Annotated in this window: 25 protein-coding genes; 16 read left to right on the plus strand and 9 right to left on the minus strand. The window is 68.4% G+C overall.

The window, feature by feature from the left end; all coding sequences use genetic code 11:
* Positions 1-250: 250 nt before the first annotated feature.
* The 3 genes from NL114_RS08420 to NL114_RS08430 all read right to left on the minus strand — a co-directional run bounded on the left by NL114_RS08420 (position 251) and on the right by NL114_RS08430 (position 4,551).
* Positions 251-1,549: a SipW-dependent-type signal peptide-containing protein gene (locus NL114_RS08420; protein WP_254824344.1), complete on the minus strand. Its 1,299-nt coding sequence runs from the start codon at positions 1,547-1,549 to the stop codon at positions 251-253.
* 178 nt (positions 1,550-1,727) lie between these two features.
* Complete coding sequence (locus NL114_RS08425) at positions 1,728-3,446, minus strand: vWA domain-containing protein (protein ID WP_254824345.1); 1,719 nt, start codon at positions 3,444-3,446, stop codon at positions 1,728-1,730.
* A gap of 166 nt (positions 3,447-3,612) precedes the next feature.
* The gene (locus NL114_RS08430; RefSeq protein WP_254824346.1) at positions 3,613-4,551 is read right to left on the minus strand and encodes a SipW-dependent-type signal peptide-containing protein; all 939 of its coding nucleotides are present in this window, start codon (positions 4,549-4,551) and stop codon (positions 3,613-3,615) included.
* A gap of 431 nt (positions 4,552-4,982) precedes the next feature.
* On the opposite strand from NL114_RS08430, the gene NL114_RS08435 reads away from it, so the two are divergent.
* From NL114_RS08435 to NL114_RS08445, 3 genes are all read left to right on the plus strand, one after another.
* Positions 4,983-5,540, plus strand: coding sequence for a DUF7344 domain-containing protein (locus NL114_RS08435; RefSeq protein WP_254824347.1), 558 nt, complete (start codon positions 4,983-4,985; stop codon positions 5,538-5,540).
* Between the two features lie 104 nt (positions 5,541-5,644).
* On the plus strand, positions 5,645-6,349 hold the full coding sequence (locus NL114_RS08440; protein ID WP_254824348.1) for a DUF7344 domain-containing protein: 705 nt from the start codon (positions 5,645-5,647) through the stop codon (positions 6,347-6,349).
* Between the two features lie 111 nt (positions 6,350-6,460).
* On the plus strand, positions 6,461-6,709 hold the full coding sequence (locus NL114_RS08445) for a Sec-independent protein translocase subunit TatA/TatB (protein WP_254824349.1): 249 nt from the start codon (positions 6,461-6,463) through the stop codon (positions 6,707-6,709).
* A 92-nt stretch (positions 6,710-6,801) separates the two neighbouring features.
* On the opposite strand, the gene NL114_RS08450 is transcribed toward NL114_RS08445, so the two are convergent.
* The gene (locus NL114_RS08450; RefSeq protein WP_254824350.1) at positions 6,802-7,626 is read right to left on the minus strand and encodes a hypothetical protein; all 825 of its coding nucleotides are present in this window, start codon (positions 7,624-7,626) and stop codon (positions 6,802-6,804) included.
* A gap of 181 nt (positions 7,627-7,807) precedes the next feature.
* Between NL114_RS08450 and NL114_RS08455 the strand changes: the two genes are divergently transcribed.
* The 9 genes from NL114_RS08455 to NL114_RS08490 all read left to right on the plus strand — a co-directional run bounded on the left by NL114_RS08455 (position 7,808) and on the right by NL114_RS08490 (position 13,952).
* A complete protein-coding gene (locus tag NL114_RS08455) occupies positions 7,808-8,998 on the plus strand; it encodes an alpha-hydroxy-acid oxidizing protein (protein ID WP_254824351.1) in 1,191 nt (396 codons plus the stop codon).
* A gap of 553 nt (positions 8,999-9,551) precedes the next feature.
* On the plus strand, positions 9,552-9,953 hold the full coding sequence (locus NL114_RS08460) for a hypothetical protein (protein WP_254824352.1): 402 nt from the start codon (positions 9,552-9,554) through the stop codon (positions 9,951-9,953).
* A 231-nt stretch (positions 9,954-10,184) separates the two neighbouring features.
* Positions 10,185-10,508 (plus strand): 30S ribosomal protein S24e, encoded by a 324-nt coding sequence (locus NL114_RS08465; RefSeq protein ID WP_254824353.1) that lies wholly within the window; start codon positions 10,185-10,187, stop codon positions 10,506-10,508.
* A gap of 5 nt (positions 10,509-10,513) precedes the next feature.
* Positions 10,514-10,645: a 30S ribosomal protein S27ae gene (locus tag NL114_RS08470; protein ID WP_254824354.1), complete on the plus strand. Its 132-nt coding sequence runs from the start codon at positions 10,514-10,516 to the stop codon at positions 10,643-10,645.
* A 60-nt stretch (positions 10,646-10,705) separates the two neighbouring features.
* A complete protein-coding gene (locus NL114_RS08475) occupies positions 10,706-10,948 on the plus strand; it encodes a DUF6199 family natural product biosynthesis protein (RefSeq protein ID WP_254824355.1) in 243 nt (80 codons plus the stop codon).
* 53 nt (positions 10,949-11,001) lie between these two features.
* Positions 11,002-12,660 (plus strand): bifunctional N(6)-L-threonylcarbamoyladenine synthase/serine/threonine protein kinase, encoded by a 1,659-nt coding sequence (locus NL114_RS08480; protein WP_254824356.1) that lies wholly within the window; start codon positions 11,002-11,004, stop codon positions 12,658-12,660.
* Positions 12,661-12,720: 60 nt separating this feature from the next.
* On the plus strand, positions 12,721-12,849 hold the full coding sequence (locus NL114_RS21620; RefSeq protein WP_286668250.1) for a hypothetical protein: 129 nt from the start codon (positions 12,721-12,723) through the stop codon (positions 12,847-12,849).
* Between the two features lie 93 nt (positions 12,850-12,942).
* On the plus strand, positions 12,943-13,215 hold the full coding sequence (locus NL114_RS08485) for a DUF5808 domain-containing protein (RefSeq protein WP_254824357.1): 273 nt from the start codon (positions 12,943-12,945) through the stop codon (positions 13,213-13,215).
* A 239-nt stretch (positions 13,216-13,454) separates the two neighbouring features.
* On the plus strand, positions 13,455-13,952 hold the full coding sequence (locus tag NL114_RS08490; RefSeq protein ID WP_254824358.1) for a DUF367 family protein: 498 nt from the start codon (positions 13,455-13,457) through the stop codon (positions 13,950-13,952).
* A 240-nt stretch (positions 13,953-14,192) separates the two neighbouring features.
* On the opposite strand, the gene NL114_RS08495 is transcribed toward NL114_RS08490, so the two are convergent.
* Both NL114_RS08495 and NL114_RS08500 read right to left on the minus strand, forming a co-directional pair.
* A complete protein-coding gene (locus tag NL114_RS08495; RefSeq protein ID WP_254824359.1) occupies positions 14,193-15,242 on the minus strand; it encodes an RNA-guided endonuclease TnpB family protein in 1,050 nt (349 codons plus the stop codon).
* Positions 15,243-15,386: 144 nt separating this feature from the next.
* Positions 15,387-16,427, minus strand: coding sequence for an enolase-like domain-containing protein (locus tag NL114_RS08500; protein WP_350355407.1), 1,041 nt, complete (start codon positions 16,425-16,427; stop codon positions 15,387-15,389).
* 93 nt (positions 16,428-16,520) lie between these two features.
* On the opposite strand from NL114_RS08500, the gene NL114_RS08505 reads away from it, so the two are divergent.
* Positions 16,521-17,957 (plus strand): phosphoglucomutase/phosphomannomutase family protein, encoded by a 1,437-nt coding sequence (locus NL114_RS08505; RefSeq protein ID WP_254824360.1) that lies wholly within the window; start codon positions 16,521-16,523, stop codon positions 17,955-17,957.
* Between the two features lie 27 nt (positions 17,958-17,984).
* On the opposite strand, the gene NL114_RS08510 is transcribed toward NL114_RS08505, so the two are convergent.
* The 3 genes from NL114_RS08510 to samp2 all read right to left on the minus strand — a co-directional run bounded on the left by NL114_RS08510 (position 17,985) and on the right by samp2 (position 19,249).
* Positions 17,985-18,440: a GNAT family N-acetyltransferase gene (locus NL114_RS08510; RefSeq protein WP_350355408.1), complete on the minus strand. Its 456-nt coding sequence runs from the start codon at positions 18,438-18,440 to the stop codon at positions 17,985-17,987.
* Positions 18,441-18,443: 3 nt separating this feature from the next.
* Entirely contained in the window at positions 18,444-18,953 is a 510-nt protein-coding gene (locus NL114_RS08515; RefSeq protein ID WP_254824361.1) for a redoxin domain-containing protein, read from the minus strand.
* A gap of 95 nt (positions 18,954-19,048) precedes the next feature.
* On the minus strand, positions 19,049-19,249 hold the full coding sequence (gene samp2, locus NL114_RS08520) for a ubiquitin-like small modifier protein SAMP2 (RefSeq protein ID WP_254824362.1): 201 nt from the start codon (positions 19,247-19,249) through the stop codon (positions 19,049-19,051).
* 164 nt (positions 19,250-19,413) lie between these two features.
* Between samp2 and citZ the strand changes: the two genes are divergently transcribed.
* From citZ to NL114_RS08535, 3 genes are all read left to right on the plus strand, one after another.
* The gene (gene citZ, locus NL114_RS08525; protein ID WP_254824363.1) at positions 19,414-20,574 is read left to right on the plus strand and encodes a citrate synthase; all 1,161 of its coding nucleotides are present in this window, start codon (positions 19,414-19,416) and stop codon (positions 20,572-20,574) included.
* A gap of 108 nt (positions 20,575-20,682) precedes the next feature.
* On the plus strand, positions 20,683-21,378 hold the full coding sequence (locus tag NL114_RS08530; protein WP_254824364.1) for a hypothetical protein: 696 nt from the start codon (positions 20,683-20,685) through the stop codon (positions 21,376-21,378).
* Positions 21,379-21,434: 56 nt separating this feature from the next.
* A complete protein-coding gene (locus NL114_RS08535) occupies positions 21,435-21,845 on the plus strand; it encodes a gamma-glutamylcyclotransferase family protein (protein WP_254824365.1) in 411 nt (136 codons plus the stop codon).

Genomic DNA, 21,845 nt, shown 5'->3' on the forward strand with positions numbered 1-21,845 from the left:
TCGGTCGCGAGGGGCCGGGCAGTGCCCGGTTGACGCTCCCCTCTTCGCTTGAGGGGGGCATAGGTATGGGTCGCGTACAGCCGGATTACCGGTGGTACGGTGTCGTTACCGCGGTTCTATGGATGGCTCAGTCCCGTTCATCCAGCCCATGAACGGCCGTTCGGGCCGTGGGGAGGACGAACCGCCGCGCCCGTCGTCGGCGCGGAGCGCCGAGCGGGGGCCGGAATCGTCAGCCGGTGTGGACGACCGCTCAGACGTCACGCACCGAGCAGGGGCAGTCCAGCCGCGCGCAGACGAACAGCCCGGTCGGGTTGGCCGGCTCGCCGCTCGGGCTCGGGTTGTTCTCCACCTCGGCGCGCAGCGTGTGCGTGCCCGGGGTGGTGACGGCGGCCGAGTAGCTCGTCGGGTCCTGGAAGTCCGCCGGGTTGGCGTTCCCGAGGCCGGCGATCTGAACGCCGTCGAGCAGCAGACGCCCGGTGTTGTCCGTCGCGAGCGTGCCCGACAGCGTGCAGGGGTTCGCGGCCGAGGTGGTCGCCGGGGCCACGAACGTCAGTTCGTAGACGTAGGACCCCGCGGGCTGGTCGGTCTGCCCGTCGCCGCCGTACGGGTTCACCCACTCTGCGTCGCACTCGGCGGGCACGTCCGGGTCGTTCGGGTTGACGTTCGGGTACCACGCGGGGTGGGCCGAGATGGCCTGCGCGGCACCCGTCGTCCCGTCGGGGCTGGCGAGGACCTGCCAGTCGGCCACGCCGGTCGACAGCGAGGTCGTCGACGGCTCGCAGCACGGGTTCTCGGTGCCGTCCGTGTTGCGGGCCTGGACGGCGTGGAAGTCGATGTCGAACGCCACCGAGTCGGACTGGACCTCGTTGCCGACGGCAGCCGGGAGCTCCCACTCGATGCAGAGGCAGGGACCGGTGGTCACTCCTGGCTCCGCGCTCGGGGGGTAGGGCGTCTGGGCGCCGGGCGCGACCGCAACGGCGTCGGCGTTCAGCGGCGCCCCGGCCGTGTACGTCGCGAGGAACTCCGCGAGCGTCATGCCCGAGGCGATCTCGCCGCCGTCGACGGGGTCGCCGTCCTCGTCGCAGTAGAACGCATCGACGAGGATTTCGTCGTCGAGCTCGCCGAGTCCGTCCGCGTCCGCGCCCTCGGCCTCCAGTTCGGGCTCGTTCTGGCCGTTCTCGGCGTCGGCGGTCCCCTCGGTGCAGAACCAGAGGTACGCAGGGTTCGTGTTCAGCTCGAAGCAGAACTCGACACTCCCGCTGTCGCCGGGTTTCACGTCTTCGAGGGTGTAGAACAGCGCCGCGGCGCCGTCGGCCGTCCCCGAGGGACTCGGCGCGAGGTTCTCCGCGGGCGCGCCGTTGTAGACCGACTCGTAGTGGACGAGCAGGTCGAGCGTCCCGGCGACGACGGCGTTCCCGTCGAAGGATTCGCGGTCGCTGAACAGGGCGGAGGTGCCGAGGCCGGCGCCCGCGGAGGCGAGGCCGATGGCGCCGGCGCCGATGAGTAGCTTGCGCCGGGTCAGGTCGATGAGTTGTCTGTCGCTGGTCATGGTATCTCCCCCCTCCACCGTCGGTGTCGAGGTGAGGCCCGGCCGGCGGAGTCGAACCGCCGTTCTGGAACCGTCCGCCGGGCGTGGCCCCGCGTCCCCTGGTATGTCTACTCCGCGTGGGGGCGCGGGCTGGGCGACCCGCTGTCGCCGGGTCGCCGCCGTCCGATCCGCCCGTGTCTCAGGCCGGACCGCTGCCGTCGTTGTTGCGCTCCTGCTCGGTGTAGAAGCCCAGGTCGAAGCCGAGGGTGTCGCCCTGGACCTCGTTGCCGGCGTCGACCGGGAGCTCCCACTTGAGCGCGACACAGTGCATCGTGCCGCCGCCGGTGAACGCGTCGCGGTCGTGATCGTTCGCGGGGTCGCTCAGCTCGTCGTAGATCGTCGCGCGGTTGCCGTCGAGCGGGATACCGTTCCCGTCGGCCAGCTCCGCGAGGACGTTGGCGAGCGTATCCTCCATGATGACGACCTCAGCGACGAACTGCGCCGCGAGGTTGCCGAAGACAGCGGGGATGTTGAGCGGGTCGTCGACGTCGTTGAAGAACGTCGGGTCGCCGCCCACCGCGTCGCCGGCTGCGCCAGCCATCCCCTGGAGGACACTGTCGTTGGCGCTGCCGACGGAGATGGTGAAGACGTCCGTCGCGGGAGCGTCGGGGGAGGCGGTCCGGGCGCGGTCCGCCGCGTCCTCGGGGGAGGCGAAGGACGTGCTGCCGCCGCCGTCGAACGACTCGCCGTCGGACAGGACGATGTTCGCCGCCCGGAAGCCCGGGCGTCCGTTGTCGTCCAGTTCGTCCTGTGCGACATCGACACCCTCGCCGATGTAGGTGCCCGTGGCGATTCCGCTCGCGTTGGAGAACGGGTCCGGATCGCCGTCACTGCCTGTCTCGTCGGACGGCAAGCTTCCGGTGACGACGTTGGCGAGCTTCTGCCTGAGACCCGTCAGTGCCGTATCGACGTCGTCGAAGTCGCTGGTCAGGTCCCGGTAGACGCGCACGCGAGGTGTCGACTCCCCGCTGCCCTCCCCGTCGAAGTAAGCGACGCCGATCTGTACGTCGGCGCCCTGTGCCTCGAGGTAGTCGACGAACTGGCGCGCGCCGAGTTCGACGAGGTCGATCTTCGTCGTCTCGTTGTAATTCTGTCCGAAGACGGAGATATCGTCGTTGCTGACGACACCGCCGTAGTCATCGTACAGCATGGAGCCGGAGAAGTCCAGCGTCAGCATGATGTCCGCGGGCGCAGCCTCGTCGTAGACGTTGTCGCAGTCCTCGTCGTACCAGAGGGTGGCCTGGATTGCGTCGCCGAGGTTACCGAGGTTGTCGGAGTCAACGAGTAGTTCGGGCTCGGCGGGGATGCCGCCGGTGTCGCTGACGTTCCCGGCCTGCATCCAGATGTAGCCGGGGTTGTCACAGAGGTGGAGCGAGAAGGTGATCTCGCCCTCGTCGCCCGGCTTCACGTCGCGGAGCTGGACGAGCGTGTCGTTCTCTTCGCCCGTGATCGGGTCGACACCGTAGTTCGCCTCCGAGAGCGGCGGGATGTTCGAGCAGTCCAGCAGGTCGATGTTCGCGCCGTTGCTGTCCGGGTCGTCCGCGTCTTTGAAGTCGCTGTACCTGATCTGCTGGGCGTCGTTGTCCGCCGGGATGGACTGCTCACCGTCGCCGTTGTGGTCTGGGTGGGCGTTGACGAAGACGTGCTTCATCCCGCCGTCCCAGTACGAGTAGTGCTGCTGCCAGTCGACCAGCAGGTCGAGTTCGCCGGCCACGATGGAGTTGCCGGTGAAGCTCTCGGTGTCGCGGAACAGCGCGGACGTACCGAGTCCGGCGCCTGCGGACGCGAGGCCGATGGCGCCGGCTCCGATGAGCATCTGCCGTCGGGTGAGGTTGATCAGTTGGTTGTCTTGGGTCATTGGTGTGTTGTGGTGTCCCCGGGTGGTGTGAGCCGGGCGGAGTGGCCTCCGTCCGTACTCCCACCGGGGGACGGTGCCGGGCGAGCGGCCCGGCGCGCAGGTTCACGCGCCTCGCGTCACGCGGGCGCGGTGGTCGGTAAGGGCGACCGGAGTCGCCGTTGCCCAATTACGCGCTCGGTGTCGGGGTGCCGTTGTTCGGGTCACCGTCGAACGGGGACGGGTTGTTGCGGACCTGTTCGGTCTCGAAGACCAGGTCGAAGGTGACGGAGTCGCCCTGGATCTCGTTGCCGACCGCGGCCGGAATCTCCAGTAGGAGGCAGAAGCTCGCCTTGCCGTCGCCGACCGCCGGATCGCCCGTCCCGTCGTCGTAGCCGACCTGGAACGGGGTGCCGTCGTCGTTCCGGATCAGCTGGCCGCCGCTCAGGAAGCTCCCGAGCTCGTTGAGCGTCGGGTAGTCCATGTCGGACTCGACGGTCTGGCCGTAGTCGGACGCCTCGAAGTCGTCCTGGCTGACCGCCGCGTACGGCTTGTTGACCGGCGAGCTGGACTCGTCGTTGGTCCAGGGGTCGAGCACGGAGAGGTCGTCACGGCCGTTGTCGTTATCCGTGTAGGCCTGCCAGATGGAGGCCAGCATCGCGTCGCCCAGGTCGGCGCTGTTGCCGTTGCCGCCCTCGGCCTCCTGCTCGGGCTCGGGGTTCGTGCCGCCGTCGTTGATGACCCCTCCGGGAACCGATACCTGAACGTAGCCGGGGTTGGTCTCGTTCTCGATATCGAAGCAGATGATGCCCCAGTCACCGGGCTTCACGTCGTTGATCTCGAGGGAGAACTCGGCCGCTTCTGCATCCTCAGAGGTGATGCTCTGCGGGAGGCTGACCTGTCCCTCCCAGTACGGGCTGGCCGCGACAGCCTCGGCGGTGACCAGCATGTCGAGCGTACCCGCGGTGATCGAGTTGCCCTCGAAGCTCTCGGTGTCGCTGAACAGGGCGGAGGTGCCCAGCCCGGCGCCGACGGAGGCGAGACCGACCGCGCCCATGCCCGCGAGGACCTTCCGGCGCGAGAGGTTGTACAGCTGCGAGTCGTTTCCGATGTCGTCGTTGTTGCTCATTGGTGTTTCTCCCCGGCTGGCGTCGCGGCCCGGCCACGGCGGCCGTGTCGGCGGGTCGCTTCCGGTTGCTTCCCTCTGGGATAGGGGTGGGGTTAGACATGGAGTCGGTACCGCACCCGCATCGGCTGCCCGAGCACCCTCCCACGGCCCGTTGAATGACTGGTCAACTGGTGACCGCACGCGGTAGGCCGTGTATACCAGCAGCCCCCGAACCGTTCATATCGGTGGATTCCGGCGGTAATGGGACCGTATTCTTGGATAGGCGAACCATGTCTATACCCCCACGGGACCATCATCGGACGATTGCAGTACCCCGTGGTCATCGGCCGCGGGTAGGTGGACCAGAAGATGAACACGAGACACCAGACAGGGACCGGCGGATCGATCGGGACACGGGAACCGACGGGAGCACTTCCGGGAGGCGAGCGGCCGTGACCGACACGACCGAGGTGCGCGGGCTCGCAGGACGCTTCCGCCGCCGGCTTCCGGCCCACGAGGTCCACGAGGTCCTGAGCAGCACGCGGCGGTCGGCCGCGCTGTCGTACCTCCAGCGCGAGGGCGAGGTCAGCGTACAGGCCCTCTCCGAGGCAGTCGCGACCGCCGAGACGAGTGTCCGCCCGGCACCACGGGACGTTCGGCTCAGTGTCTACAACTCGCTGGTCGGGACGCACCTGCCGAAGCTGGCCGCGCTCGGCCTCGTCGACTACGACATCGAGCACAAGCGTGTCCGGGTGCTGCCCGCCGCGCGCCAGGTGACCAGCCACACCGGCGTCCTGACGGGGCTGGGCATCACCTGGGCGGGCTACTACCGCACACTCGGTGTCATCGGGCTGTTCCTGGTGGTGGCATCGCTGGCCGGTGTCCCGGTGCTGTCGGCGGTCGACCCGCTGGTGCCCGCGACGGTGGCGCTCGTCGCGTTCGCCGTCTCCGGCGTCTACCAGCTCTGGGCCGAGCGTCGGCGGGCCCGCCGTTCGTTCCGGGGGCGCTGAGTAGTATCCACGGGCGTCACCAAGTAGTGACAATATCCGGGCGTATGGTCGGGTGAAACTGTCGATTGGGACGAAATAGGCTTTTACGCAACGGATGCGTCTGTATGCCCGTTCAGTACGCGATGGATTCCGATACCACGGGGACCGAGGGGGAGCAGCCGTCAGCCGGCGGCTCGATCGCTGCCGACAGCAGCACGGCCACCGGGACGGTCTCGGCTCGGGGTAGTGGCCCGGACGCCGACGCGTCCGCAGCTGAGTCGGTTATCGCACCCGAGACGGTCTTCGAGGTGTTGAGCAACGAGCGCCGGCGGTACGTCCTCCACCACCTGAAGGCGACACGTGAGCGGGTCTCGGTCCGGGAGCTCTCCGAACAGGTCGCGGCCTGGGAGAACGGCATCGAGGTCGCCGCGGTGACGCCGAAGGAGCGCAAGCGCGTCTACACGGCACTCCACCAGACCCATCTGCCGAAGATGGCAGAGGTGGGCGTCATCGACTACGACCGCGACCGCGGGACCCTGGAGCTGACCGCCGCCATCGAGGCGTTCGACATCTACCTGGAGATCGTCCCGGAGCGGGAGCTGTCGTGGAGCGAACTCTCCCTCGCGCTGAGCAGCTTCTCCGCGGCGCTCGTGGCGGCGGTGGCACTGGGTGTCTACCCGTTCACCCTCCTCCCGGACATCGCCTACGCCGCGGTCATCGCGGCCGGGTGGTTCGTCGTCGGTGTGGCCCACACGTACGTCCAGCGCTCGGAGCGCCTCGGCGGCGGCGACCCCACGGACCTGTCGGAGACGCTCCGGCCGCTGGACTGATCCGGGAGGGCCGGCGACCCCACCGGGGATTGTCGTTAATGCCTCGTTAAGGCATCTCTAACGCCTGGTCACGAGTGCGTGTTCATATCCTTGGCCGTCCATAGGGTGGGTATGTTCGAGAGCATCACACCACTGTTCTTCGGCCTGCCGGGCGGTCCCGAAATGCTGGTCGTCCTCCTGCTGGTCGTCCTCCTGTTCGGGGCCGACCGGCTGCCGAAGCTGGCCCGCTCGTCCGGGCAGGCGATGGGCGAGTTCCGGCGGGGTCGCGAGGCGGTCGAGGCCGAGATCCGGGGCGCACATGACCGGGCACTGGCCGACGACGAGACGGTCGACACCGTCACGGAGGCGGAATCGGCCTGAGGCCCGACAACGGGCCCCCGCGGTGCGACGAGAACGAACGCTACTTTTCCGAGGTCGTCACGGGAGCCACTGTCTGATCTGTCAGGGCGGGCTCAGACCGGGAGCAGCCCGTGGAGGGTGAGCATCATCCCGAGGTAGAGTGCCCCGTTGATGACTGTCGCGAGTGCGGCCGTCTTGACCGACAGCGAGACGTACGTCTGCTGGTCGAGCCACTCCGTCAGCGTCCGCGGGTCGCGCCGCTCGATGGTTCCAGGTGACCGCTTCGCGTCCATCGCCCGGATGTGCTCGGTCGCGGACGGCTCGTCGGGGGTCGGCACCGCCGCTGCCGCCGCGGTCGGTCCCGGTCCGGCGGTTGTGGTCGTTGCGGCCGGTTCGGGCTCCGGTTCGGGGCTGGGAGCCGGTCGGACCGCCCGCGCTGTGGCCCGGTGGGGCTGGCGCGGCACGGGCCGGATGGCCGGGGTCGTGGGCCGGGTGGCCGTCCGGGGACGCCGCTCGACCGCTGTTGTCGCCGGTTCGACCGGCCGCGGTGCCGGGGTGACGGCCGGCGTGGTCGGTCGCTCGGTGCGTCGTGGGCGGGTGGTGACGGCCGGCGTGGCGTCGGCCTCCGTCGACCGCGGGGCCGGTTCGACCGCCGGTGTCGCTACCTCCGGGGCCGAGCGGGGCACCGGGGTCCGGGTCGCTGTCCCCGTTCCGTCGGTGGCCGGCCGGAACCCGCTCTCGGTGAAGGCGTCGTCCGGGTCCGTGCGCCCGCCTGCCCCCCACTCGAACGTCACCTCGTCGACACCCTCGCCCGGGTGGGCGAACCCCTCGCAGGAGTGGTGCGGGAGGTCGTGGTCGGCACAGAACTCGCGACCACAGTACCCGCAGGTGAACAGGATGACGTCGGCCGCTCCACAGGTGGCACACTGGTCCGACATCGTTGGAGGTTCTGTGCCCGACCGACTTCAACCCATACGGACCGTTCAGTCGGGAACTGGTTGAAAAATACTCGGGTATACACGGGCATCGATTCTTCCGGCGGGGTTGAAGGCCCGTCCGGGCGGCGGCGGGACACGCCGCAAGGACCACCCATAAGCGCCCCGGCGTTGAACGGCCGATATGGCAGACGCGCCGAAGCGAGAGAACATCGGCAACGCGAAACTGAAAGCGGTGTACCGGCAGGGGATGCTCCACGACAACCCGCCGGACCTCCCCACGTCGTTCGAGGACATCCGGGCGGCCGCGTGGGAGAACATGAGCGAGGAGGGGCGTGCCTACGTCCACGGCGGCGCGGGGAGCGACGAGACGTTCGAGCGGGGCAAGGACTTCTCGAAGTACCGCATCGTCCCGCGGATGCTCCGCGGCGTCGCCGAGCGCGACCTCTCGGTCGAGCTGCTGGGTGAGGAGATGGACTGGCCGCTGATGATCACGCCGCTCGGGGTCCAGACCCTCCTCCACGAGGACGCCGAGCACGCGACGGCCGCCGCCGCCGAGGAGCTGAACGTGCCGCTCATCCTCTCCTCGCTCTCCTCGACCCCGATGGAGGAGGTCGCCGAGGCGATGCCGAACACGCCCAAGTGGTTCCAGTTCTACTGGTCCTCGGACCGCGACGTGGCCCGGTCGTTCCTCAACCGGGCGGAGGACGCCGGCTACGATGCCATCGTCCTCACCGTCGACGCGCCGACGCTGGGCTGGCGCGAGCGCCTCATCGACCGCGGCTACTACCCGTTCATGGCAGGCGAGGGCGTCGCGAACTACTTCTCGGACCCGGCGTTCCGCGATTCGCTCGAGAAGCCACCCGAGGAGGACCCCGATGCCGCCGTCGACCACTTCCTCGATATCTTCGGCGATTCGTCGCTCACCTGGGACGACCTCTCGTTCGTCTTCGAGAACACGGACCTCCCGGTCGTCATCAAGGGCGTGCTCCACCCCGAGGACGCGCGGCTGGCCATCGAGCACGGCGCCGCCGCGGTGGACGTGTCGACCCACGGCGGCCGACAGGTCGACGGCTCCATCACCGCCATCGAGGCGCTGCCGGACGTGGTCGAGGAGGTCGACGGCGAGGTGCCGGTGCTGTTCGACTCCGGGGTCCGCCGGGCCTCGGACGCGTTCAAGGCGCTCGCGCTCGGCGCGGACTCGATTCTCCTCGGTCGCCCGTACGCGTACGGCCTCGCGATGGCCGGGCAGCGCGGGGTTCGCCACGTTCTGGAGAACTTCCTCGCCGAGCTGGACCTCACGATGGGGCTGGCCGGCTGTTCCAGTATCGAGGATATCGACCGCGACAAGCTGAAGCACGAACGGGAGCTGTAGTCACAAGTCTGTTACTTCCAATATAGTGTTACATATTCGAATATTCGTCCGAAATATGGGGATTTGACTATGGATTCCTATATTTCGTACTGGTGGCCCTCTCCAAAGACTGAACGCGACTCTCAACCATCCACGGGCCGGGAGCGCGTGGCTCGCGCTAGCGAGCCCGCACGACCTGGGGAAGGGCAGGGTCGCCGCTTCGTGACATCTTCTACATTCCTGGTGGAATCGAAGGGCGAGCGCTCCTCGACGAAGGCGGCCGACGTAAGCACCGCAGGCCGAACGAAGTGAGGCCGAGGCGCGCAGCGAGGCCTCCGAGTCGAGAGCGCGAGGGCTTCGGATGCGGTTCCGTCGCCGTAGAACGGGAAGGTGTCGTAGCTCTGCTGAAACACTCGAGAGTCTGTCAGAACTGTGGTGGCCGGCTCAGTGAGTTCAGCAAGGTCAATGCCAACCTGTGAGTGAGCCCATGAACATCTGGAGATGAATTGTTAGACCGGCTCGATGACGGAGGGTAGGCCCGAAGACATTTATCCGGGTGGAGAAATCTGGAACTATGAATTTGCCCTCCCGTCGTCGGTTTCTGGCCGCCCTCGCGGGTGCAAGTACGTTAACGGGGTGTTCAGCACTCCTCTCGGACCGAGCGTCGGTTGATCTGGCTATCTTCAGCCACCTCGATGAACCTCACGAGGTCCGACTTCGTCTGTTTCGAAGTGATAGAGAGGCGAGATACGAAGCGAAGGTCTACGATAAGACGCTCTCGATAGAAGCGCAAGGAGAAGTCGAGCGTGAGGATTTTGTTCCCAACCGGCAGTACGAGATCCGCTTCACAGTATCCACATCTTCAGACGGCAGAACAACGCAGGAGGACCACGTCCACTACTACCCGGTTCGAGGGAAGGAGGAGCCGTATATGGCGTTTGATCTCGACCCTGGTGGAGTGATGCGGATGCGGTGAGCGGACACACATTTTCGAGGATTGGTACTTGCGCCTCGGTTTTACGCGACCTGCTGAATATGCGCCCTAGGTCGGTCACGAGCGCTGAAACCCCTCACCGGCTAAGGGATTCAACAGAACCGGTGTCGTGTCGCTCACCACGGCTGTCCCACTACCGCAACTCCCGAAAACGGCGGGAACGGTTCTCGAAATCCTTTTACGCGCTTCGGAACGATTCACGCACAACGAACCATGGATATCGACATCATCTCCGAGGAGGCGAACCCGATGTTGCATCGGACGGACGTGCGATTCAAGATCGTTCACGACGAGGCCAGTCCGTCGCGGCTCTCCGTGCGCGACTCGCTCGCGGCCAAGCTCAACAAGGATTCCGACGAGGTCGTGGTCCACAAGCTCGACACGAAGTTCGGGATGCGCAAGACCGTCGGCTACGCGAAGGTCTACGACAGCCCCGAGAACGCCGCCGAGATCGAGCAGGACTACATGCTCGACCGGAACAAGATCGGCGCCGAAGCGGAGGACGCCGAGGCGGACGCCGAAGCCGAGGAGGCCTGAGATAGATGCGCTCGGAATACTACAACGACGACGGCACGCACGCGAAAGAGCAGTGTCCCCGCTGCGGGGACGCCTTCCTCGCCGACCACGACGACCGCCAGCACTGCGGTCGCTGCTCGTACACCGAGTGGAAGTGAGGCGCTCGCGGTAGCGCGCTTCCTGCGAAGCTTTATTCCAACCGACACACAGCCGTCGGCATGGTCGAGCCGCTCGTCTTCGCCGGCGGGCTGTTCATCTTTCTCGCCGGCCTTGTGGGCGCCGCTCTCCCCCGAACCACGGCGACGCTCGGCGAGCGCATCGACGCTATCGGAAGTACGCGGTCGTGGGACGAGGTCGAGCCCACGAGCTGGAACGTCACCTGGACGCGGTTCTGGGGCGTAGTCCTGATGTTCCTCGGTGTCGTCTTCATCGTCCTGGCGTTCCGTGGCCCCCGGCCGTGACGCGCCCGACCCGACGCCCCTAAGCGCCCCGCCCGACTCTTCCCGACCAAGCAATGCGCGTGCTCGGCATCGAGGGGACCGCGTGGGCCGCCAGCGCGGCGCTCCACGACACCGCGACCGACGAGACCGTCATCGAGACGGACGCGTACGTTCCCGAGAGCGGCGGCATCCACCCCCGCGAGGCCGCCGAGCACATGCGCGCGGCCATCCCGGAGGTGGTCGCCACCGTTCTGGACGAGGCCCGCGCCCCCCACGACGGGCCCGCCGACGAACCGCCCATCGACGCCGTCGCGTTCTCGCGGGGGCCCGGACTCGGTCCGTGTCTCCGCATCGTCGGCTCCGCGGCACGGGCACTCGCGGGCACGCTGGACGTGCCGCTCGTCGGCGTCAACCACATGGTCGCGCACCTGGAGATCGGCCGCCACGCGTCCGGCTTCGAGGCTCCCGTCTGTCTGAACGCCAGCGGCGCGAACGCACACGTGCTGGGCTACCGCAACGGGCGCTACCGCGTGCTCGGCGAGACCCTGGATACGGGCGTCGGCAACGCCATCGACAAGTTCACGCGCCATCTGGGCTGGTCCCATCCCGGCGGCCCGAAGGTCGAGAAACGCGCCCGCGACGGCGCGTACACCGACCTCCCGTACGTCGTGAAGGGGATGGACTTCTCGTTCTCGGGCATCATGAGCGCCGCGAAGGAGGCCGTCGACGACAGCGAACCCGTCGAGAACGTCTGCTTCGCCCTGCAGGAGCACGTCTTCGCCATGCTCACCGAGGTCGCCGAGCGCGCGCTCTCGCTGACCGGGCGCGACGAACTCGTCCTCGGCGGCGGCGTCGGGCAGAACGACCGCCTGCGCGAGATGCTCGCGTCGATGTGCGAGGCCCGCGGGGCCGAGTTCTTCGCCCCCGAACCGCGATTCCTCCGGGACAACGCCGGGATGATTGCGGTGCTGGGCGCGAAGATGGCCGCCGCCGGCGACACGCTCGACATCGCGGACTCGGCCGTCGACCCGGACTTCCGGCCGGATCAGGTCGAGGTGACCTGGCGGGACGGTGAGCCGTCCGTGGCCCGCGCCGTCGACATCACCGGCGAGCACGAGGTGCAGGGCGCCGAGGCGGTCGTCACCCTCCAGCCCGAGGCGGGACGTGTCGTCAAGCGCCGGCTCCCGAAGGCGTACCGCCATCCCGACCTCGACGAGCGCCTGCGCGCGACCCGCACCCGGAGCGAGGCCCGGCTCACCCACGACGCCCGACGCGCGGGCGTTCCGACGCCGCTCGTGCTCGATGTCGACCCCGCCGAGGCCACGCTCACCTTCGAGTACGTCGGTACCCGCGACCTCCGGGCCGACGTGACCGAGCCCCGCGTCCGCGACGTGGCCGGCCACCTCGCACGCTGTCACGCCGCCGGCCTCGTCCACGGCGACCCGACGACCCGGAACGTCCGCGTCGCGGAGGGCGGGAACGATACGGGCGATGCCGACGGCCGCACGTACCTCGTCGACTTCGGCCTGGGCTACTACACCGACGACCCGGAGGATTTCGCGATGGACCTGCACGTCCTCGGGCAGGCGCTGGACGGGACGGCCGACGACGCCGGCGCGCTCCGCGAGGCCGCGCTCGACGCCTACCGGGCGACCGCAGACGGGTCCGACCTCGACGTCGGGGCTGTCCGCGGGCAACTGGGGGCTATCGAGGGACGCGGCCGGTACCAGTGACGACCTGATGCTGTGACAAACCGTAACACACTGGTGGCTGCAGCCCCAAGTCGACGTGCCATGCACCCAATCGACCGCCAACGCTGGCTCCCGGCGGCGCCGTACTGGACCGCAGAGGTGGTCAGCTGGCTCGCGTTGCTGCTCGTCGCCCTGCTGTTCGTCCTCCTGTCGGCGGGCGTGGCGCGGTAGTGCGGCCACGCGGCGGCCGACGGCGGATGCCGGCCCTGGGCCGGCATCGCTACCACCAGAAACCCCTTTAGGCGGCCCGTCGTACCCCGCGGTATGGCTGATATGCCCAAGTCCGGCGAACTGTTCGGCATCCCGTACAACTTCGAGCGACCCTCGCTGGGGCGGATGCTCTCCTCGTACTGGCAGCCCGGCGAGGGGATGCTCGTCGAGAAGCCGTTCGGCGTCGGCTACACCCTGAACGTCGCCAACTGGCGCGCGTGGGTCGTCCTGGCGGTCGCCGGCGTCCTGTTCTACCTCGAGTCCCAGAGCGACGACGAGGCCGTCGAGGAGTCCGACGACCCCGTCGAGGTCGTCGTCGACGACTGAGAGCTTTTATTCGAGCTTTTTTGCGGTTCGGGTACCGCTTGCGGGCCGGCGGAGCCGGCCCGCTGCGGGTACCGCTCACCGCAAAAAACGTTCAGAAAAAATGCCGCTCTCCGCTCGCTTCGCTCGCTCCGAGCGGTGAAACGCGCGCCTCCGGCGCGCGTATGCAAAGCTAACCTGAACGAACGGCGCTCGACAGGTGCTGACGCACGGCTTTTATCGCTCGACACGAAACAGGGGGCGTGGACCTGCACGTCCGGTACGAGGGCGACGACGACCCCGAGAAGTGCACGGCTCGCCGCCTCGCGCAGTTCGATGAGGTGACCCTGCACGAGTCGGCGCGAGCGACGCCGCGAGGTATCGTGCTCGACCCGCACGCCGAGCAGGCGCTCTCTCCGGCAGACGGTGAGGAATCCGTCCTCGTCGCGCTGGACTGCTCCTGGGAGACGGCCGAGGCCGAAGCCTTCCGGCTCGATGGCCCCCATCGGGGCCTCCCGTTCCTCGTCGCGGCCAACCCCGTCAACTACGGGACGCCGTTCCAGCTGAACACCGCCGAGGCGTTCGCCGGCGCACTCGTCATCCTCGGGTACCGCGAGCAGGCCGAGGAGGTGCTGTCGCACTTCTCCTGGGGGCATACGTTCCTCGAGTTGAACGAGGAGCCGCTGCGTCGGTACGCCGACTGTGCGGATTCGAGCGAGGTCGTGGCGGTGCAACAGGAGTACCTGGACGCCGGGGATTGACATCCTCCCCGCCCTAAAGGGCGAGGATTCCCCGAAGGGGATATTCAGGTTGCGCGTTTCCTCGGTTCTCAAGGACGCTTTCGCGTGGAACGTCGAAGGTCGCCACCGAGTTGTGACCAACGGTGTGCTTTGCAGCGCGTACAGCCCTGTCAATGGGGCCTTCCTCCCCGCATACAGCGGGCGTCGATGACGGCTGGTTGTTCAACCAGCGAGGTAGCACGGTTCGCGTCAGCCGAACTGCTACGCCGTGCATGGTTCTCCCTCCCGTTGTGCAAGTTCTTCCGAAGCGTTCAGGTCTGCGTGGCGACCACGATTGCACTCCGAACAATAGAAATGGTCGCCATCACGAGTGCCGAGCGACCGACACGCAGAGCAGGTCTGACTCGACTTGTACGCATCGACCTTTTCGACGCGAATACCAGCGCGTTCGGCCTTGTACGTGATGAAGCGTTGGAGTTGGTCGAAGTGCCACGAGTGAACGCCAGACCACGAACTGTTCTTGCGGATACCTTCGAGGTCTTCCAGTTTGATGACCGGATTCTCGAACTGTTCCGCGAATGTGATGAGGCGACGGGAGAGTTTGTGGTTCAAGTCCGTGATTCGACGCTGTTCTTTGTCACCCACACGGTTGCGTGCGCGAAGCGCACCCGCTTCCGATAGCGAATCGCGTAGGGAACGATATTTGCGTCGAACGTACTTCGCCTCACCACCCGACACCAGCATTGACTCGTCCTCACCGTAGGCCGTCGCTGCGAGGATGTGTCGTTCGCCAATATCGACGCCGATGGGTGTCTCGCCAGTCGGCTCCGTCTCGTACTCGATATTGAACGTACAGTACCAGTCCTCGCCACGGCGATACACTTGCAGTCGCGTCTTCTTTGCGTCTCCTTCAACCAGTCGGTCTACAGGGTCGGCAATGTCGTCGTACACTTCGATAGGCGTGTACCACCACTGAGAGACACACGGGAAGCCGACGACGACTGTACCGTTCTCGGTCGTGTCGATCTCCCAGTTCTGGTTGTTGACGGCGAATGGTTGACTCTCTCGGTAGCGAACCGCTCCATCCTTTGTGTGGTCGGCTTTCGCCTCTCGAATGGCCTGGTTCTGGATGGCCGAGTAGAGATTGTTGTCGATGCTAGCCGTGGTCACGGACTTGTCGAAGTCGCTGTTCTCCCATCCGTCGATGCAGAACTGCTTGGTATCACGGTAGAGGCGAGTGGCGTGTTGCCACTCTTTCCGCCGTGTGAGGGACGGGTTGTGGAACTTCGCGGTGACAGTCACCGTGACCATTACATTTGTAATTGGATGTGCTTTCTTAAGAATCTGCTGGAATATCAGGCCGTTCCATCGTCGCCGGTCTGTGTCATCGACTGTCGGATTCATCCCCGCCCTGAAGGGCGGGGCTTTCTCCTTGCACTTCCGTAACGCGTCGCCTCAGCGTGGCCCGAATCCGACGGGCGGGTCCAGGGGGCTCGTCGGCAGGTCGGCCGCCGGCTCGGGGTCGTTGTAGCCGCCCGGCGCCACGTCGTTCGGACCGTCGGGGTAGCAGAGCGCGGCGAGTGCCTGGATCTGGTCACGGCCGACGCCGAGTTCGAACTGGCCGCCGCCGTACAGCGCGATGTCGTGCTCGGCGGCGTAGTCGAGCGTGTCGAACAGCGACTCGACCGTGCCGAACCGGGAGGGCTTGATGTTGAGCCAGGAGGGCTCGAACGGCAGGTCCTCGACGCTCTCGACGCCCGTGATGGGGTAGTCCCACGACACCCGGTTCTCGTGGCCGTCGAAGACGGGCCGGGTGTCGTCGGTCAGGCGAGGGTCCTCGATGACGGCATCGGGGAACCCCTCCACGACGCGGCGATACAGCTCGGGATTCGGCGTGAGGTCCACCTCGGTCCCCTCGTACAGCCCTTTCAGGTCGAGCAGCCGCACCGCGTCGGTGTCGGCGAGCCGCTGGACGAGGGTGTCGTCCCAGTCGTCCGTCGGGTCGAGCTTGAACTCGGTGCCGGGGTAGTCCTCGAGCAGGCCGGCCACCCGGTCGAACCCCTCGTCCCCGAGGCGGGTGCTCACGACGAACCGGATGGGGTCGTACGACCGGTCGAGCAGGTCGCCGAGCCGGCGTCCGGCCTGCTTGCACGCCAGGTCCAGCGCCGCGGACTCGACGGCCCAGCGCCGGTAGTGGTGGGCGGTCTCGCGCTCGGGCGGCTCGGGGAACAGGGCCACGTCGTCTAACGCCGCCGAGAACTCGTCGAGCGTCCACTCGCCCTCGAACGCGGTGAAATCGGGGTCGGCGTCGGCCAGCGCGTCGTGGTCCGGCGTGTCGTAGGTCACGTCCTCGCCGCGCCCCGTCTCGCCCGCGCCGTGGAGCGCGAACGTCGTCGAGACGCGGGTGAAGCCGCTGGAGGTGTCGCGCTCGCGTCGCTCTCGGTTGTGTCCCTCGACGACGAGCGGGAGGTCAGCGACCGCATCGTACAGGCTCATACGGGTTCACGAGCGGCGGCGGACATAATGGTATCCGACCGGGGTGCCGCCGTCAACTCCCGGTTTTTTCACCTCCCGCCGCGCCCGTCGGGTATGGACGACGAGTTCGCCGCGGACCTCCTCGCGGACGGCGGCACGGAGTACGACGCCTCCGCCATCACCTTCGGGACGGACGGCTGGCGTGCGATGCTGGACGAGTTCACCGCGCCCCGCGTCCGGATGGTCGGGCAGGCGGTCGCGGACTACCTCGAGGCCGAGGGCGACGACCGCCCCGTCGCGGTCGGTTACGATGCCAGGGACACGTCGCGGGGGTTCGCCGAGGAGCTGGCGCGGGTGCTCTGTGCGAACGGCCACGACATCCTCCTCTCCGAGCGGGACTGCCCGACGCCAGCGGTCGCGTGGACCGTCACGGACCGCGACCTCGCGGGGGCGCTGATGATAACGGCGAGCCACAACCCGCCCGAGTACAACGGCGTCAAGTTCGTTCCCGACGACGGCGCGCCCGCCCTGCCCGCCGTGACGGACCGCCTCGAGGACAACCTCCGGGCGCCCGACCCGCTCCCCGAGCCCGGGTGGGGCGCGGTCGACGAAGCCGACCTCGTCGGGCCGTACGTCGACCACCTCCTGGGCTTCCTCGGGCTGGGTGACGACAGCCTCGCCGGGCTCACCGTCGCCTACGACGCGATGCACGGGAGCGGGCGCGGCGTGACCGACCGCGCGCTCGAACGCGCGGGCGCCGAGGTCATCCGCCTCCGCACGGACGACGACCCCACCTTCGGCGGGACTCCCCCCGAGCCCTCCGAGGACCGCCTCGACGCGCTCGTCTCTCGCGTGACCGACGGCGACGCCGACCTCGGGGTGGCCAACGACGGCGACGCCGACCGCATCGGCGTCGTCGCGCCCGAGGAGGGGTACGTCGACGCGAACCTGCTGTTCACCGTCCTGTACGACCATCTGCTCGACTCGCGCTCGGGCGGCGCGGTCCGCACCGTCTCGACGACGTTCCTCGTCGACCGGGTCGCCGAGGCCCACGGCGAGTCCGTCACGGAGACCGCGGTCGGGTTCAAGTGGGTCGCCGAGGCGATGGCCGAGACGGACGCCCTGCTCGGCGGCGAGGAGTCCGGCGGCTTCGGCGTCCGGGGCCACCTCCGCAACAAGGACGGCGTGCTGCTGGCGCTGCTGGCCGCGAAGGCCGAACACGAGGAGCGCCTCGACCACCGCCTCGGCTGGCTCCGCGAGGAACACGGTGACATCCACCAGGACCGGGTGAGCGTCGACTGCCCGGATGACCGGAAGGCGGCGGTCGTCGCGGAACTCGGCGAGACGCTCCCGGACCAGGTCGCCGGTGTCGAGGTCGACCAGGTGAACGACGTGGACGGGTTCAAGGTACTGCTGGCGGACGGGACCTGGCTCCTGATGCGCCCCTCCGGAACGGAGCCGAAGATGCGCGTCTACGCCGAGGCCGGCGACCCCGCGCGGGTGGCCGCGCTGCTGACCGCGGGACGGGAACTGGTCGAGCCGCTGGTGTAGGCGGCGGCGATATGCTCGGCTGTCACCCTACTCCAGCACGCCACGATATCTCGACTCTTCGACCTGTTCGATATCGAACCCGAGCTCTCCGTAGAAATCCACCAGTCTCGCGTCGAACTCCGCGACTAACCGCTCACGACGCGCACCCGCGGCCGCGACCAGGCCGCTCCCGATGCCCTGCCCCTGCCGGCCGGGACGCACCGCGACCGCCTCGATACGTTCGCCGTCCAGCACCAGCGCGCCCAGCACGCGCCCGTCGGTGACGGCCACGAGCACCTCGCTGTCGCCAGCCATCACCGCCTCGCGGTCCACCTCCAGCCCGGCCATGTCGATGATGCTGAGCGCCGTCGCGCGCTCGCCCTCGCGGGCGAGGCCGACCGTCACGTCGGGTGGCGCGTGGTCGTGTTCGGCCCCGCGGCGTGGGCGCTGCTCGTCCGCATCGCTCGCCTCGTCACCGTCGCCACCTCCCTCGTGCATCGCCATCTCCTACGCGGCCACCTCCTCGACGACATCCAGCAGTTCGGCCTCGCTCGGGCGGTCGCCGAAGCCGTCGCCCTGGTGGACGTAGGCGATCTCCGGGTCGTCGCTGGTGTCGACAACGACGGCCTCGGGCATCCGGCCGGCGAAGTCGCTCAGCCTGCCGAGCGCGCCGTACTTCGTGGGCTGGTCGTACTCCTCGGCGAACGCCTTCTCCGGGTCCGCCAGCAGGGGGTACGGCACGTCGGCCCAGTCGCGGGCGCGGTCGGTCGGTTCGGGCAGCACGGCGACGACCTCGGCACCGCGCTCGCGGAACGCCTCGTACCGGTCGGCCAGCCGGCCGGCCTGGGCCTTGCACTTCGTGCAGTAGTAGTCCCGCATCAGGACGAGCACGACCGCGTCCGTCCCCTCGTCGAGGGCGTCGAAGTCGAAGCGGTCCGGGCCGCCCCCGACGTTCGGCGCCGCGAGTGCGGGTGCCGGCTCGCCGACCAGTTCGTGCGTGTCCTCGGTGTGGCTCATATCCCGGAACAATCGCTGGAACGGCTTGAACGGCCGGGCGGCCGTGTCCGGCTCGTGCCGAACCGGAACGGCTCGTTTATCCGTTTCCGAGCCGTTCAGCCGCCCTTCACCAGCCGCAGCACCTCGACGCGCTCGGCGGTGACCGGCGCGTCCTCGGGGACCGGTGCCCCCTCGACGAGGGCCGTCGCCTCGTGCGGGGAGAACGAGCACGCGCGCAGGAGGTCGGCGTAGGTCGCGTCGGCGTCGAGCCGCAGGTCGCGTTCGCCCTCGCCCACGATGTCCGCGGTGACCTGCATGCGTGCTGGTTGCCGGCGCGTCGGTTTGAGCGTGGCGCTCGGGAGCGCCGGCGGGTCGGCTGCACAGGCGTCGCGCAGCCGGCGGTACCGGCAGACTGCCCGCGTGTGCAGCCGTAATGTGGCAACGGCAACCCTTTTGCCGGCCGCAGGGGAATCGGAGTCGTATGAGCGAGAGCGAGGAACTGCACAAGGGACTGGAGGGTGTGCTGGTCGCCGAGTCGGCGCTCAGCTACATCGACGGGAGCGTCGGCAAGCTCGTCTACCGCGGCTACGCTATCGAGGACCTGGCCGAGGACGCCAGCTACGAGGAGGTGCTCCACCTGCTCTGGAACGGCCACCTGCCGGACAGCGAGGAACTCGACGCGTTCACCGACGCCATCACCGAGGAAGCCGCCGTCGACGATGTCGTGCTCGACGCGCTCGCGGGACTCGCCGAGGCCGACGAGCGGCCGATGGCCGCACTGCGGTCGGGCGTCTCGATGCTGTCGGCGGCAGACGACGGCGATTCCGACCCGCGTGACTCCGACGCCGCTCTGGAGACGGGCCGGCGTATCGTCGCGAAGATCCCGACGCTGCTGGCGGCCTACGACCGACTCCGCCGCGGCGAGGACCCGGTCGAGCCCCGCGGTGACCTCTCGCTGGCCGCCAACTTCCTCTACATGCTGACCGGCGAGGTGCCCGACGACGCGTCGGCCGAGGCGATGGACCAGGCGCTCGTCCTCCACGCCGACCACGGGCTGAACGCCTCGACGTTCACCTCGATGGTCGTCGCCAGCACGTTCGCGGACATGTACTCCTCCGTCACGGCGGGTGTCGGCGCGCTGTCGGGCCCGCTCCACGGCGGCGCCAACCAGGACGTGATGGAGCTGTTCTTCGAGATCGAGGCGGAGGGCGCCGACCCGGTCGACTACGTCACGACGAAGCAGGAGCGTGAGGACGACTGGCGGGTCCCCGGCTACGGCCACCGCGTCTACAAGGTCAAGGACCCCCGTGCGAAGATCCTCGAGAAGCGCGCGAAGGAGCTGAGCGAGGCCTCCGGCGACACCACCTACTACGACTACGCGAAGGCCATCGAGACGTTCTTCACCGAGGAGAAGGGCCTCGACGAGCGCGGTATCGCGCCCAACGTCGACTTCTTCTCCGGCACCGTCTACCACCAGCTCGGCATCCCGGTCGACATGTTCACGCCCATCTTCGCGCTGTCGCGCGCCGGCGGCTGGATCGGCCACGTTCTCGAGTACCAGGAGGACAACCGCCTCATCCGGCCGCGTGGCCGCTACGTCGGCCCGGAGAACAGCGACTTCGTCCCGCTCGACCGGCGGTAACCGCCCCGTCGCGATTCATCCGATTTCGTTCTCCCACACGGGCCCGTGAGTTCGCGGCGCCACTCGGCCGGAAAACTTAGCACCGCCACGGCCGAGCCTCGGCCTACCGTGCCCCTGGTCCCGGCTTCGGCGGCCTCCCCCGTTCTGCTCTCCCAGTCGCTACTCGTTTCGCTGACTACGGCGCTCTCGTCGGCCCCGGTTGCCGTCGAGTCCCTCTCGGGCGGCGCCCCGGGCACCGTCCTCGCACGTCTGACCGCGTTCGTGGGTGCGCCGCTGGCGACCGTCGAGGCCGCCGTCGAGGAGGTGCTCCACGGCGCGACCGGCCCCGAGGGGCTCGTTCTCGTCTTCCTGTACTCCTTCCTCTGTGCGGTCGTCCTCCCGCTCCCCGGGGAGCTGGTGCTCGCGGTCCCGCTGGACCTGGGCTGGTCGGCCGCCGGGGAACTCGCCGCCGTCATCGCCATCGCTAGCACCGCGAAGGCGGTCGGCGCGCTCGTCACGCTCGCGGTCGCGCGGGGGGCCGCCGCTTCCGGCCCCGTCGCGTACCTCCTCGACGTGCTGCCCCGTCCGGGTGGCGGCACCGGCGGCGGGCTCGCCGGACGGCTCGCGGGGCTGGCCGACCGCTACGGGTACCTCGGACTCGCGGGCGCGCTCTCGGTCCCGTTCGCCCCCGACACCGCCATCCTCTACGCCTTCAGCGTCGTCGATGTCCGGAAGCCGTCGTTCGCGGCCGCCGCCTTCATCGGAACCACGCTCCGGCTGGCCGCCGTCGCCGGCGTCGCGAGCGCACTCCTCGCACTGTTCTGACCGACCGCTCCCGCGACACCGACAGTCACAGGCCGTCGACGCTCGTCGGTCCGGCCGTGCTGGTGTTCGTCTACGGGACGCTGACCGACCGCGCCCGCGCTCGCGAGGTCCTCGGCGGTGCGCCCGAGTTCGTCGCCGACGCGGTCCTCGAGGGATGCCACCGCGTCGACGGCGACTACCCGACGCTCGTTCCGGGCGGGACGTGCGCGCGCCGGCTGCTCCGGGTCCAGAAGCCCGACCTCCACCGGCTCGACGCGTACGAGGGCGTCGACCGCGGGCTATACGCCCGCGTCACGGTTCCGTTCAGGGACCCGGTCGGCGACGCTTCCGTGGGAACCGTCGAGACGTACGTCGGCGACCCCGATGCGCTGGACGCTCCCGGCTCGTGGCCGGGCGAGGGGACACTCGCGGAGCGCGTGCAGGCGTACGTCGAGAACGAGGGCGTGGTCGTCCGCCGACTCGACTGA

Origin of the sequence: Haloglomus halophilum, from assembly GCF_024298885.1 — an archaeon.
In the GTDB taxonomy this organism is placed as follows: Archaea; Halobacteriota; Halobacteria; order Halobacteriales; family Haloarculaceae; genus Haloglomus; species Haloglomus halophilum.